Annotated in this window: 11 protein-coding genes; 10 read left to right on the top strand and 1 reads right to left on the bottom strand. The window is 59.0% G+C overall.

Annotated features, from left to right (window positions below):
* Nucleotides 1–45: 45 nt before the first annotated feature.
* Complete coding sequence (locus tag CQ009_RS12015) at nt 46–1,023, bottom strand: NAD-dependent epimerase/dehydratase family protein (protein ID WP_105706365.1); 978 nt, start codon at nt 1,021–1,023, stop codon at nt 46–48.
* Nucleotides 1,024–1,625: 602 nt separating this feature from the next.
* Between CQ009_RS12015 and rfaH the strand changes: the two genes are divergently transcribed.
* From rfaH to CQ009_RS11965, 10 genes are all read left to right on the top strand, one after another.
* A complete protein-coding gene (rfaH, locus tag CQ009_RS12010; protein WP_105706362.1) occupies nt 1,626–2,162 on the top strand; it encodes a transcription/translation regulatory transformer protein RfaH in 537 nt (178 codons plus the stop codon).
* 13 nt (nt 2,163–2,175) lie between these two features.
* A complete protein-coding gene (locus CQ009_RS12005; protein ID WP_330219028.1) occupies nt 2,176–3,360 on the top strand; it encodes an outer membrane beta-barrel protein in 1,185 nt (394 codons plus the stop codon).
* Nucleotides 3,361–3,372: 12 nt separating this feature from the next.
* Nucleotides 3,373–3,906, top strand: a complete 534-nt coding sequence (locus CQ009_RS12000) for a polysaccharide biosynthesis/export family protein (RefSeq protein ID WP_064389972.1) — start codon at nt 3,373–3,375, stop codon at nt 3,904–3,906.
* A 2-nt stretch (nt 3,907–3,908) separates the two neighbouring features.
* Nucleotides 3,909–6,224: a GNVR domain-containing protein gene (locus tag CQ009_RS11995; RefSeq protein ID WP_105706359.1), complete on the top strand. Its 2,316-nt coding sequence runs from the start codon at nt 3,909–3,911 to the stop codon at nt 6,222–6,224.
* A 149-nt stretch (nt 6,225–6,373) separates the two neighbouring features.
* Nucleotides 6,374–7,765, top strand: a complete 1,392-nt coding sequence (locus CQ009_RS11990) for an undecaprenyl-phosphate glucose phosphotransferase (RefSeq protein WP_105706356.1) — start codon at nt 6,374–6,376, stop codon at nt 7,763–7,765.
* A gap of 71 nt (nt 7,766–7,836) precedes the next feature.
* Nucleotides 7,837–9,177 (top strand): UDP-glucose/GDP-mannose dehydrogenase family protein, encoded by a 1,341-nt coding sequence (locus tag CQ009_RS11985; RefSeq protein ID WP_105706352.1) that lies wholly within the window; start codon nt 7,837–7,839, stop codon nt 9,175–9,177.
* A 12-nt stretch (nt 9,178–9,189) separates the two neighbouring features.
* Nucleotides 9,190–9,894: a WecB/TagA/CpsF family glycosyltransferase gene (locus tag CQ009_RS11980; protein ID WP_105706348.1), complete on the top strand. Its 705-nt coding sequence runs from the start codon at nt 9,190–9,192 to the stop codon at nt 9,892–9,894.
* A gap of 2 nt (nt 9,895–9,896) precedes the next feature.
* Complete coding sequence (locus CQ009_RS11975) at nt 9,897–10,976, top strand: glycosyltransferase (RefSeq protein ID WP_105706345.1); 1,080 nt, start codon at nt 9,897–9,899, stop codon at nt 10,974–10,976.
* Nucleotides 10,973–12,085 (top strand): glycosyltransferase, encoded by a 1,113-nt coding sequence (locus CQ009_RS11970; RefSeq protein WP_105706343.1) that lies wholly within the window; start codon nt 10,973–10,975, stop codon nt 12,083–12,085. The genes CQ009_RS11975 and CQ009_RS11970 overlap by 4 nt, the downstream gene beginning before the upstream one ends.
* Entirely contained in the window at nt 12,082–13,395 is a 1,314-nt protein-coding gene (locus CQ009_RS11965) for an O-antigen ligase (RefSeq protein WP_105706341.1), read from the top strand. Before CQ009_RS11970 ends, CQ009_RS11965 begins: the two co-directional genes overlap by 4 nt.
* The last annotated feature ends 1 nt before the right edge of the window (nt 13,396 follow it).

Genomic DNA, 13,396 nt, shown 5'->3' with positions numbered 1-13,396 from the left:
GGCGCCCGAGATGGCAGTTGCTCTGGCCACTCCCCACCGGATTACTCACACCCGATAATACTCGCGATACCAGCGTACAAACTGCTCCACACCGGTTTCAACCTCGACCTGCGGTGAAAACCCGATCCAGTCTGCCAGCGCCGAAACATCAGCCCAGGTCTTGACCACATCGCCGGCCTGCATCGGCAACAAGTTGCGCACAGCTTTTTTGCCCAACGCTGTCTCCAGGCAGTCGACAAAATCCAGCAGCGCTATCGGCCTGCCACGTCCGAGGTTGAAAATCCGGTGGCTGCCCTCGCTTTCCTCGTTCGGCACCGGCGGCTTCGGGCACAGGCGGACGATGCTTTCGACAACGTCATCGACGTAGGTAAAGTCCCGCGCCATCTGGCCCTGGTTGTACACGTCAATCGGCTGTCCCTGGAGGATCGCTTCGGTGAACTTGAACAACGCCATGTCCGGTCGCCCCCATGGCCCATAGACGGTAAAAAATCGCAGCCCGCTAGCCTTCAGACCGTAGAGATGGCAGTAACTGTCGGCCAGCAATTCATTGGCGCGTTTGGTGGCGGCATACAGCGAAACCGGATGCTCGACCGCGTCATCGACGCTGTATGGCAACTTGCTGTTGGCGCCGTACACCGAACTGCTCGACGCGTAGATCAGGTGCGCGGGTGGGTAGTGGCGGCAGGCTTCCAGCACATTGAGAAAGCCCAGCAGATTCGATTGCGCATAGGCATCCGGGTTGTCGAGTGAATAGCGCACACCCGCCTGAGCGGCCAAATGCACAACCTCGGTGAACCCCTGCTCTTCGAACAGAGCCATCAAGGCTGGCTTATCGACAATGTCCATGATCAGGAAATGGAAGCCGTGCAGGTCGCTCAATTGCTTGAGGCGTGCCTGTTTGAGTTCCACGCTGTAATAATCGTTGAGGTTGTCGATGCCGATTACTTGATGGCCTTGCAGTATCAAATGTCTGGCCGTGTGATATCCGATAAAGCCTGCAGCACCTGTAACAAGAACGGACATATTCGCCTCTCCAGCCAAGTCGCCAGGCGATTAGTTATAGCGTTGGTCGACTTGCGGAGTCCAGACTTTATAACTTCCCCAACTATGGGGATTAACCTCCGATCTAAATAGCGAGCGACGACTCTGAAGTGACAGTAAAGTTTCTGGCCTTCCGACAAAAGGATGACGCCTTAGAAAACAATAACCTGCGCGCGAGTGCCATCATTAGCAGATAAATGGCGTGTTTTTTGACTGGGAACGTTTGACAGACCGCAAAGACTGGCCGATAACTACCAAGGTTCATTTTTACAGGGCGCGAGCAACTTCTACTCGCGCCCTGTCGTTTCAGAGACAACTACTTAGTTACCTATCTTTAAAGCTGCATGAGCAGACCGTGCGGTAGCTTTGTCTTCTGAAAAGTTAAGCCGCGGCTTATTCCCTATGCGCCGCACACTATAGCGTCACGCCTCAGCTGGACGCACCTTAATGAAACGCTGTGTGATTCAAGATTGAAACACCTCAGTGTTAATAAAATAACAACAGACTTTCGCCATTTGCCCTTACTTAGCCCTCGATAGAGCTTCTGCCTGCATAAACTTTCGATCATTACAGAGTTTACCAGCATGCCAGTTATCAGCTCCGAACGTCCCTTTTGGTACCTCTTGCAATGCAAGCCACGTCAGGATGAGCGCGCTCACCTCAATCTGCTTCAACAGAATTACGTGGTATTCCATCCGCAGTTCCTCAGTGAACGCATCATTCGCGGGAAACGACAGCGAGTGCGCGAATCGCTATTTCCCGGGTATTTATTTATCCAACTCAGTCGTAACGACAATTGGGGGCCCTTGCGTTCTACACGCGGGGTCAGTCGTATCGTCGAATTCAATCACGGGCCGGCGACGGTGGCAGAGCACGTCATCGAGCACCTGCGTGTGCGCTGTATCGAATCATCGCTGTCGGGGCCGGACGAGGCGCTGAAACCGGGGCAGAACCTGCAGATCGTCAGCGGCCCGCTGGCACCCTTGGAGGGCGTGTTTCTCGGTTTGCACGGCAATGACCGCGTGATGATCCTCCTGCAATTTCTGAATCGCGAACAATCGGTTTGCTTGCCACTCAGCGTGATCGAACGCCAACAAGCCAACGTTCAGAACTATCACTAACCCCTTGCCTTATATGCCTTTGCTCAGGAGCTATAACATGGCTTTGAAGTCACGATGCCCTGTCGCACTGCTGATGGCCTCGCTCTATCCTGGAATGGCGTGGAGTATCGATCCGCAGGCCATTAATGTTTACGGATTCGATTTCACGCCATCCTTTTTGTTTTCAGAAAGTTATGACGATAACTTTCGCGAAGTGGAAAACAGTAAACAGTCATCGATGATCACCAAACTGGCGCCGACCTTCGAGCTCAAGGCGGAAGATCGCAACAGCGCCACTCGACTGATCTGGCAGCCCACGCGTTATATCTATCACGACGACTCGGATGCCTCGAACACCGCTCAGCGCGTGCGTGCCGACAGCATCATGGAGTTCACCGACCGCCATCGTCTCAAGCTCGACGCCGAATACCGTAAATGGGAGCGCACCGAGTCGACGGCAGTCGAGGGCATCAACGACAAGCTCAACAATAAACGCGTGGGCGGGCTCTACACCTTCGGCGCTAAAAGTGCCGACAACCAAATCGATGTCGGCGCCAGTTACGCGCAACTTCGTTACGACAATGCCGACGGCATCAACGATGACAAGGAACGCAATACCACCGCCCTCACCAGCACCTGGTACCACCGCATCGGCAGTAACACTCGCGGCCTGCTGGAATATGACCACACCGACTTCGATTATCAGCAAGCCAACAGCCCGCGCAGCAGTAAATCCGATGCGGTACTGGCCGGTGCCGTGTGGGACTTCACCGCACGTACAACCGGCAAAGTACGCCTCGGTTATGAGCGCAAGAACTTCGACAACAGCGAATCCAAAGACCTCGACAACCCGACCTGGCAAGTGGACTTGCAATGGAAACCGCGAACCTATTCGACGTTTACCTTTGTCGCTCGTCAGGCCCTCGCCGAAGGCGACGATGGCGCTGATGCCGTGAAGTCGACGTTCACTCAGGTCGGTTGGCGTCACGGCTGGACCGAACGGATCACCACGGTGGCACAAGCCGGGTTTGGCCGTTATGTCTACGAAGGCCAAAGCCGTACCGACGATCTGCAGGACTACAACCTGGCCGTGGTGTACGCGATGCGCCGCTGGCTGGATATCGAATTGGGCTATCGGTACCGCGACAACGATTCCGATGCCGACGATGAAAGCTTCACCCGCAACGTGTTCCAGATCAGTTTCAACGTCAGCCTTTAAGAGGGTCTCGACATGAACACACGCACACTCGTCTTGCTGTTCGCCCTGATTTTTGTACCTCATACCTTTGCCGCAGACCCCAGCACCCAATACAAACTGGCCGCTGGCGATGTCTTGCGCATCATCGTCTTCGGTGAGCCAGAATTGAGCCTGAAAAAGATCCGCCTCAGTGATGCCGGCACTTTTTCCTATCCGTTTCTGGGCGAGATTTCCGCCAAGGGACTGACCCCCGGCCAAGTCGAAAAAATCATCGTCGACGGGCTGAAACAGGGTTACCTGATCGACCCGAAAGTCAGCCTCAGCCAGATCGAATACCGCTCTTTCTACATCAATGGCGAAGTCAAGAAGCCCGGCAGCTACCCGTTCGTGCCCGGCCTGACCCTGGAGAAAGCCATTGCCCTGGGTGGTGGCCTGACCGAGCGAGCCTCGATCAAACGCGTGACCATTTTGCGCGGCGATGGCGGCGCGACGCTCACCGATGACGTGACGCGCAACACAACGATTGCCCCCGGCGACACCATTTCCATTGCACAAGGCTTTTTCTAATCATGGACAACAGCCCTAGCACCTACGTCGAACGTCCTCTGCAAGCGCATCTGCATCAGCAGTACAGCGAAGACAAGGACACCCTTGACCTGTTAAAGCTCTGGAGAGTGATCTGGCGCGCCAAATGGAGCATCGCCTGGCTGGTGCTGGCGAGCGCTGCGCTGGCCGCGATTGTGGTCTCGAACATCACGCCGCAGTACATCGGCAGCACCACCTTGCTGTTCAACGATAAAACCCCGCCGCTGATGTCGTTCCAGCAAGTCAAGGATTCCGGCGGCAACGCCACGGATTACTTGCAGACCCAGCAGGCGCTCCTGCAATCGCGCGATCTTGCCGAACGCGCAGTGAAAAAACTCGGCCTGACCACCCACCCGGTTACCGACCCGCGTCAGCAAGCAAAGCCCTGGTTTACACCGCGCCAGTGGTTGGCTGATCTCGACCTTGATCAATGGATCCCGGGGCTGAGCCGGTTGATGCCGTTGAGCAAAATAGACGAGCCCACTGAAGAGGACGTCTTCAATCAGGTCACGCAGAACCTCATGCTGCACACCAGCGTCAAGTTCGTCGGCAAGAGCCAGTTGCTCGAAATCGAGGTCGAGTTGCCCGACCCGGTTCTGGCCGCTGCGGCGGCCAATGCGTTGGCCCAAGGCTTCACCGACAGCCAGCTCGACACCAGCGAAAAGTCCTCGCAAACCACTACGGCCTGGATGAACACACGGCTGGTCAAATTGCGCGACAACTTGCGCGTCGCCGAGAAAAAACTTCAGGGCTACCGCGAAGAACAAGGTCTGGTCGACGTTGGCGGCGTTGCCACCATCAGCGCCAACGAACTGGAAATGACCGGCAATCGCATGGTCGACGCAAGGCGCAACCGCGCTGAAGCCGAGAGCGAGTACCGTCAGGCGAAGGCCTTGGGCAACGGCGATCTGAGCCGGCTCTCCAGCGTGCCTGCGGTGCTGAGCAATCCTTTGGTGCAGAAATTTCAGGCCGACCGGGCCGTAGCGCAAGCCAAGGTGGATGAACTGGCGGGTCGCTATGGGCCAAAACACCCGAGCCTGCTTTCTGCGCAGTCCGAATTGCGCACCGCTACCACCAGCCTGCAATTGCAGGTGCAGCAAGTGGTCGCCGGTATTGAACGGCAATACCAGCTCGCCACCGCCAGCGAAGCCTCGTTGCGTCAGTCGTTCAACAGCAACAAGGCGCAGATCCAGGACATTGCGCGTAAAGAGTTCCAGTTGCGCGAGTTCCAGCGTGAGGTCGACAGCTCCCGCGCGCTGTATGAAACCTTCGTCACTCGCTTGAAAGAAACCACCGCCACCGCCGACATGGACTCGACCAAGGTGCGCATCGTCGACCCGGCCATTGTTCCGGTCGACGCGAGCAAACCGCGGAAAACCTTGATTGTCGCGATCGTCGGGTTGATCGCTGCGGTGATCGGCGTTGCCTTGGCGCTACTCTTCGAGAGCCTGAGCAATACCTTCAAAACCGACGAATCGATCGAAAGCGCGCTGAACATTCCACTGCTCAGCGTCGTGCCACTGGTGACGAAGAAAACCCGTCGGCAACTGGCGCGCTTGTTCGAGGATAACGACAACCCGCGTTTTTCCGAGACCATTCGCAACCTGCGTACCTGGTTGATGCTGCAAAGCAGCGAAATGCCCTCGCAGGTGGTGCTGGTGACGTCGACGGTTGCCGGAGAGGGAAAAAGCACCATTGCCAACAATCTGGCCAGCTCGCTGACATCACTCGAGCGTGTGCTGTTGATCGATGCCGACATGCGTCAGCCAACCCTGTCGCTGAACTTCGACTTCCCACCAGACAGCCCGGGGCTGGCGAATGTCATTGCCGGCACCGCCAGGCTTGAAGACTGCATTGTCTCGGTGGGCAATCTGGACATGTTGCCGGCGGGCAAGGTCCTGCCGCCACCACTGGACATGTTCGCCGCCCCGCGCCTGCCGTCGCCGGCCGATTCGCTCAATCCGTTACAGCCACCGCCGCAGGATCTGCTCAGCTCACCGCGCATGGCGCGCATGCTTGAAGCACTGAGGTCGCGTTACCGCCACATCATTATCGATTCACCGCCAGCCGAGATGATCAGCGACGCATTGTTGCTGGCGCGGCATTCGGATGCCGTGATCTACGTGGTCAAGGCCGACAGCACGCCGATCAGCCAGGTGCAGCGCGGCCTGGCCATGTTGCAACAGAGCCATGTGCCGGTGTTTGGCACCGTGCTCAACCAGGTCGACCTGCGCAAGGCGCGCAAGTACGGCTATCAACACTCCCGGGCGTTCTATAACTACGATTTCGCGCCCAGGTAACACCTTAGGCGAATACGCCAGCCGCTACGCCTCCTTCTGCCATCGCACAACCCGCTTCACCTCTGCCGAGCTACGGAATAGCCATCGGGCGACACGTCCTGTCCGTTCGATTAGCGCTGATGCATGACTGCTGCCTTGAGGTTAAGCCCATGACGCCGCTCTATACCGCTCACATGACGCACCGCCGAGGCCTGACCTTCTGGGGCCAGTGGCTGTGTGCGCTGTCGTTGACCACGTCGCTGCTGATGTTGCTCGTGCATTGGCGCGTCGGCAGTCTGAACAGCGAATACCGCATCCTGATCATTCTCGCCGTGCTCGGTTCGGTGCCGATTTACAGCGTGATGCAGGTCTACCACAAGCGCCATGGTCTGTTGGTCGGCCTCGGCCGATTGCTCGCAGCGTGGCTGATTCTGCTGGCCGTGCTGGCGGCGATTGCCTTCATTACCCAGACCAGCGCGATTTACTCGCGGCAGGTGATCATGGTCTGGGCGGTGCTGGGTTTCGTGGTCCAGGCAGCAAGCTTTCTGCCCCTGCATTACCTGGCCCGATTGCACTCGCGCAGGGTCTGCAAAGAGCGCCGTTCGGTGATCATCGGCACCTGCCCGACGGCTCATGAGCTGGCGAAAAAACTCTCGCGACCGAACCGCGCGCTGGTGCTCGGTTTCATCGCCGCTGCCGACAACAGCGGCCCGGCGCCAAGCATTCTGCCGCTGCTCGGCCACGTTGCCGCGATCCGCGAGATCATCACGCGTCTGGAGGTGCGCCGCGTCTACATCGTGCTGACCATGGCGCATGCGGCGACCATCGAAGCGCTGTACATCGACCTCTTGGACATGAATGTCGACGTGGTGTGGATTCCGGATTTCGGCAGCATGGTGTTGCTCAACCATTCGATCTCGGAAATCGAGCGGATGCCGGCGATTTACCTCAATGAAAGCCTGATCAGCTCGCACCCGGCGAGTCTGTTTTGCAAGGACCTGTTTGAACGCAGCCTGGCCGGCGCGGCCATTATCCTGCTCAGTCCCTTGCTGCTGGTGGTGGCTGTCGCCGTCAAGCTCACCTCCGCAGGCCCGGTGCTGTTCAAGCAGGCCCGCCACGGTTGCAACGGTGAAGTGATCAAGGTCTGGAAGTTTCGTTCGATGCACATCCACGACGATCGCGAGGTACGCCAGGCCACCCGTGACGATGCCCGCCTCACCCCGATCGGCGGCTTCCTGCGCCGCAGTTCCATCGACGAATTGCCGCAGCTGTTCAATGTCGTCTCCGGGCAGATGGCCCTGGTCGGCCCGCGCCCGCATGCCGTCACCCACAACATTTATTACACCGGCAAGGTGCGCGCCTACATGGCCCGCCATCGCCTCAAGCCGGGCATCACCGGCCTCGCCCAGATCACCGGCCATCGCGGCGAAACCGAGACAGTGGAAAAGATGCAACTGCGCGTCGCCCAAGACCTCAACTACATCAACCAATGGTCGCTGTGGCTCGACATCAAAATTCTCATCAAGACGCCCTTCACGCTGTTTTCGAAAAACATCTATTGACCCCTGCCCGACCGCTTGATCCCCGCCCTGCCCCTGCGTTGACAACCTTCACAACGAGCTGAGGTTTGACCATGAATGTGAGCGTATTCGGTATTGGTTACGTGGGCCTTGTCCAGGGCGCCGCACTGGCCGAGGTCGGGCATAACGTGCTCTGCGTCGATGTCGACGCGGCCCGGGTCGAGGCGCTGAAACAAGGCTCGCTGCCGATCTACGAGCCGGGCCTGAAAAGCCTTGTGCGCGACAATTATCAGAGTGGTCGTCTGCGCTTCGGCACCGATCTGGTCGAGGCCGTTCAGCATGGCGATGTGCTGTTGATCGCCGTCGGCACACCGCCAGACGAAGACGGTTCGGCCGATCTGCAATACGTGTTGAGCGTGGCACAGACCATCGCGCTGAACATGGATCGGCATCAAATCATCGTCGACAAATCCACAGTACCGGTCGGCACTGGCGATCAGGTGCGTGCGTGTATCGAGCAGGTGCTGGCCGGCAACGATCGCAGCCACCTGACGTTCGACGTGGTGTCGAACCCGGAATTTCTCAAGGAAGGCTGCGCGGTCGAAGACTGCATGCGCCCGGACCGGATCATCATCGGCACCGACAGCGCGCATGCCGAAGCGGTGATGCGCGAACTGTATGAGCCGTTCAATCGCAGTCGCGAAAAAATCATCGTCATGGACCTTCGCAGCGCTGAGCTGAGCAAGTACGCCGCCAACTGCATGCTGGCGACCAAGATCAGCTTCATGAACGAGATGGCCTGCCTCGCGGAAAAACTCGGCGCCGACATCGAAAAAGTCCGCCACGGCATCGGCGCCGACCCGCGCATCGGTTACCAGTTTATCTACCCGGGCGTGGGCTACGGCGGCTCGTGCTTTCCCAAAGACGTCAAAGCGCTGATCCACGCCGCAACAAGTGTCGATATCGACGCCCGGCTGCTCAAGGCTGTAGAGGCGCGCAACCAGGACCAGAAAGCCAGTCTTTACAGCAAGATTTTCAATCACTTCGACGGCCACCTGCGCGGCAAGACGTTTGCCCTGTGGGGGCTCAGTTTCAAACCGAACACCGACGACATGCGCGAAGCGCCCAGCCGCGTATTGATGGAGGCTCTGTGGCACGCCGGCGCCAGCGTTCAGGCATTTGATCCCAAAGCCATGGAAGAGGCCCAGCGCCTGTATGGCGCGCGCGATGACCTGACGCTGGCCGGCACCAAGGAAGCGGCGCTGAAAAATGCCGACGCGTTGATCATCGTCACCGAGTGGCAATCGTTCCGCGCGCCGGACTTTGATCTGCTCAGCCAGCAGCTCAAACAACCGTTGATTTTCGACGGGCGCAATCTGTTCGATCCGCAGCGTTTGAGCAAACGCGGCTTCACCTACATCTCCGTGGGGCGGCCAACCCCTTCAGTCATTTGAAGGAGCCGCGCCATGCTGAAGCTGGAATTGGTCGGGCATTACTCGGCGAAATTACTGGAGGCCAACCAGGCCTATTCCTTTATCAACTTTGCCTCCATCGGCAGCGTTTTCGCGCAGACCCCAAGCAGCGTCGCCTATTTCTGCGACGGCATGCTGATGTCGACCTTCATGTCGCGCGTCACCGGCAGGACGATTGGCCGGGTCAGCTTTGACTTCACCTCGATCGCTGATCTTGTCCTCGGCAGTGCCGAGCAACTGGGCAAGCGCGTGTACTTCGTCGGTGCCCGGCAGGCCGAACTGGAGCTGTTCATCGTCAAGATCGGGGCGCTTTATCCGCAGTTGACCATCGCCGGTTATCACAACGGCTATTTCGACGCTGCCGAGGCCGAAGACATTCAAGCGGACATCTGTCGCAGCGCCGCCGACATTCTCATTGTTGGCCTGGGCGCCGGGCTGCAAGAACAGTTCGAACAGGACGCCCTGCGCGCAGGCTTTCGCGGCGTTGCCTTCACCTGTGGCGGTTTCATCCGTCAGGAAGCGCTGGCCACGCGGCAATACTACCCGGCGCTGATCAATCGCCTGCACCTGCGCGCGTTTTATCGAATGTACCGCGAGCCGCATACGATCAAACGCTACCTCGTCGATTACCCCAGCAACTTCTTGCACCTGCTGACAATGCTCGCCCGGCACAAAGTCGCCATCAGTGTGGGGGAATGACCATGCACATCCTCTTTATCCTCAAGGATTTCAAGCTGGGCGGTGGCGTCGAGCGCGTTCAGCAACGGCTGTCCGAGCAGTTTCTCAAGGACGGCCGCCGGGTGAGTTTTTTCGTTATCAACGCAGACGTGCCCGACACCCCCGATGTGCAGCGCTTCAACGGCGGCGGCAGCGGTCTCGTCGGTTTGCTCAAGTCGATCGTTTTGTTGCGCCAGCTCATACAGCGTGAAGGCGTCACCCACCTGATTGCCGCCAAGGAGCAGGCCAACCTCTGCACTTGGTTCGCCACCTTGGGCCATGTCTGCAAAGTCATCTATTGCCGCCACGCGACCCTTGATTGCAGTGAACAGAACACCGGTCCCGCCAGCCTGCGCTTGCTCTACAGCTTGTACCTGTGTGGCAGCGGCAAGGTCGTCACCGTTTCCAATGCCTTGCGTCAGACGCTTATCGAACTGATGCCCTGGGGTCAGCAGCGCATCCGGTATTGCCCCAATGCGGTGGTCACCGATCAGCTGTTTCAAGCCTCGCAGGCGCCGCTACCCGGCGGATTGCCCGGCGCTTACTGGTTGGGTCTGGGCCGTTTGGTCGAACCGAAAGGTTTTCATCTTTTGCTCGAGGCCTACGCGCTGGCACTGCGCAGTGCAGCGCTGCCGGATCTGGTGATCGTCGGCGATGGCCCGTTGCGCGAGGCACTGACGGCTCAGGCCCGCCGTCTGGGCATTGCCCCGCGGGTGCATTTCACCGGATTCCTGAGCAACCCCTATCCGCTGCTCCGGCACGCCCGACTGTTCATTTTGAGTTCCGTGCAAGAAGGCATGCCGACGGTGTTGATCGAGGCGCTGGCACTGGGCACGCCGGTGCTGGCCAGCGATTGCGAAACCGGCCCCAGAGAACTGCTGGACAACGGCCGACTTGGCCAACTGGTGAGGGTCAACGACGTACCGGCGCTGGCCGCCGGCATGCTGCGCAGCCTGACCCCACGCGATGACGTCACCTTCAGCGAAACCAGACTCACCGACACCCTGCGTCAGTACACCAGCCAGTACGCGGCGCAGGCGTATTACCAGGTATGGAATCAATGAAAAAGCTGCTGATTATCCTGCATGACCTCAGCGCCGGCGGGGCTGAAAAAATGATGGCGCGCCTGGCCGGAGCGCTGGTGGACGCGGGCAATGACGTGACCTTGTTAATGCTCACCGGCGGCGGCATTCACGCCGCGCACCTCGACCCTCGCGTGAAGAAGGTTGAGTTGAATAGTCCGCGCAGCGTCCGTGCAGTGCCGGCTCTTACGCGATTTCTGCGGGCCAATCGCTTTGACGCACAACTGGCAGCCCTTACCCACGTCAACGTGGTGGCGATTGCGGCGGCGGCGTTGTCCGGCACGCTGGCACGGCTGCACGTCAGCGAGCGCAATGCCTTTTCCCATGACAAGCACGTCAACCCCGACTTCATGGTGCGCGTCGCGTACCTGCTGGCGCCGCTGCTGTATCGGCTGATTCCCAACCCGGTGATCTGTGTCTCGCGGGGTGTTGCCCAGGACCTGGTCGACACCACCGTCGCCCGCCGCCAAGACGTGACCATTGCCGATAACCCGGTGCTCGACAACGACTTTCGCGAGAAAACACCGGGCCTGCCCAGCCACCGCTGGCTGCTGGAAAAATCCGCCCCAGTGATTGTCGCCGTGGGTCGCCTGGCCCCGCAAAAAGGCTTCGACACCTTGATCAGCGCGTTCGCGGCATTGCCGGACAGCCGCGCCCGCCTGATCATTTTTGGCGAGGGTGCACTCAGGCCCAATCTACTGGAGCAGGCGCGCGCACTGGGCGTGGCGGAGCGTTTCGATCTGCCGGGCTATGCCAATGCCCCGTTGGCAGAGGTCGCCGCCGCCGATTGCTTCGTGCTGTCGTCGCGCTTCGAAGGCAGTCCCAACGCTTTGGTAGAGGCGTTATCCACGGGCACGCCGGTGGTGGCAACCCGTTGCCCCCATGGCCCGCAAGACATCCTCGTCGGCGGTCTGGTCGCACCGCTGGTCGACGTCGACGATCCACTCGCCCTGGCGCAGGCGATCACCCTGCAACTGGCCACACCGCGCAACTTTCAGCGTCACTTGCGCCTGGAGGCCGCCGCCCGGTTCATCAATGCCAGCGCGGTGCAGACCTACCTCAAAGCGTTGATCGGGAGCCCGTCATCATGAGCACACTGGCGATCAGGTATTCGACATTACGCGACGGCTTCACCTTGTTCGGCGTGCTGTTCTACATCCAGGTGATTACCTTTGTCCTTGGTCTGGGTGGAGCCGCCAGCTTCGGTGATATCAATAAAGACCTCGAAGGCAACGTGGCCAATCAGATCTGCGGGCTGATCACGCTGTTGGTGCCGTTATTCTTCTTCATCCGCAACAAGGTGTTCCTCAGCAAGACCTTTTATCGCAGCAACTTCTTTTTGTTGCTGTTCATGTTTTCTGTCATCGCCTCGATCGGCTGGTCCCACGACCCGATGCTGAGTTTCAAGCGCTTTATCGCGATGCTCAGCATGGTGTTTTTCGCCGGTTTCATTGCCTACAACTATTCGCTGGAAAAAATCACCTTCATGCTCGGCTGCGCCATCGGCGTGGCGGCGTTGATCGGTTTGATCCTGGCGGTGGTCATGCCTGACGTCGCGTTCCTGTCCGGTGGGATTCGCGACGGCGCCTTCAAAGGGATTTTTGCCGAAAAGAATGCCGGTGCCCGGCTCAACGCGATCGCCATCCTGTTATTGCTACCGATGATTCGCCGACGCAATCACTGGGCGCTGTTCTGTGCGTTTTTCTCGCTGATCGCGATCCTGCTCGCGCAGTCGGCGACCGGGGTGGCGCTGATTGTTTCCGGCGCGATCAGCTACTGGTACTTCCTGACCTTGATCCGTTTGCGCATCAACCATTCGCCGCTGATGTTCCTCGGCTGCACCCTCCTCTATCTACTGGTGTGCCTGTTCCTCTACAGCAACTTCGCGGTGCTGCTGGAAATGGCCGGTCGTGACCCGTCACTGACCGACCGCACCTTGATCTGGGAACTGCTCGCGCCGTTTATCGACGGGCAGTTCCTCAAGGGTTACGGCTTCGGCGCCTTCTGGTCCAGCCCCGATGCCGATGGTTTCATTACCCGCTGGGGTTATATCGGTAACGCCCACAGCGGCTACGTCGAAACCCTGCTCAACGGCGGAATCATCCAACTGAGCGCGCTGGCCCTGATGTTCGGCGAAGCACTGCTCAAGCAATACCGCGCCGTGACCGCCAACCAGACGGCGCAGTTTCGCGCCAGTGCGCTGGTGATCATCGGCTTGTTCGCCGTCACCAATTATGTGGCGTACGTGATCCCCAACTATCGCTCCGCCGAGTTTCTGGTGTTCTGCACCCTGGCCCTGTCTTTCCGCCATCACCTCGCGGCCTACCCCGCAACCTCACCGGCAGCGCAGCGTCAGCGTGTGTCTGGCAGAGCAGTGCCGCGCGATTCAGCCAACGCGTAAC

The organism is Pseudomonas sp. MYb2, assembly GCF_002979955.1.
Classification (GTDB): Bacteria; Pseudomonadota; Gammaproteobacteria; order Pseudomonadales; family Pseudomonadaceae; genus Aquipseudomonas.
This window is presented reverse-complemented; position numbering and strand designations above follow the sequence as displayed.

Excerpts from the sequence above, each read along its gene's own strand:
- CQ009_RS12015 (WP_105706365.1), bottom strand. The coding sequence starts at position 1,023 with ATGTCCGTTCTTGTTACAGGTGCTGCAGGCTTTATCGGATATCACACG.
- rfaH (WP_105706362.1), top strand. The coding sequence starts at position 1,626 with ATGCCAGTTATCAGCTCCGAACGTCCCTTTTGGTACCTCTTGCAATGC.
- CQ009_RS12005 (WP_330219028.1), top strand. The coding sequence starts at position 2,176 with ATGCCTTTGCTCAGGAGCTATAACATGGCTTTGAAGTCACGATGCCCT.
- CQ009_RS12000 (WP_064389972.1), top strand. The coding sequence starts at position 3,373 with ATGAACACACGCACACTCGTCTTGCTGTTCGCCCTGATTTTTGTACCT.
- CQ009_RS11995 (WP_105706359.1), top strand. The coding sequence starts at position 3,909 with ATGGACAACAGCCCTAGCACCTACGTCGAACGTCCTCTGCAAGCGCAT.
- CQ009_RS11990 (WP_105706356.1), top strand. The coding sequence starts at position 6,374 with ATGACGCCGCTCTATACCGCTCACATGACGCACCGCCGAGGCCTGACC.
- CQ009_RS11985 (WP_105706352.1), top strand. The coding sequence starts at position 7,837 with ATGAATGTGAGCGTATTCGGTATTGGTTACGTGGGCCTTGTCCAGGGC.
- CQ009_RS11980 (WP_105706348.1), top strand. The coding sequence starts at position 9,190 with ATGCTGAAGCTGGAATTGGTCGGGCATTACTCGGCGAAATTACTGGAG.
- CQ009_RS11975 (WP_105706345.1), top strand. The coding sequence starts at position 9,897 with ATGCACATCCTCTTTATCCTCAAGGATTTCAAGCTGGGCGGTGGCGTC.
- CQ009_RS11970 (WP_105706343.1), top strand. The coding sequence starts at position 10,973 with ATGAAAAAGCTGCTGATTATCCTGCATGACCTCAGCGCCGGCGGGGCT.
- CQ009_RS11965 (WP_105706341.1), top strand. The coding sequence starts at position 12,082 with ATGAGCACACTGGCGATCAGGTATTCGACATTACGCGACGGCTTCACC.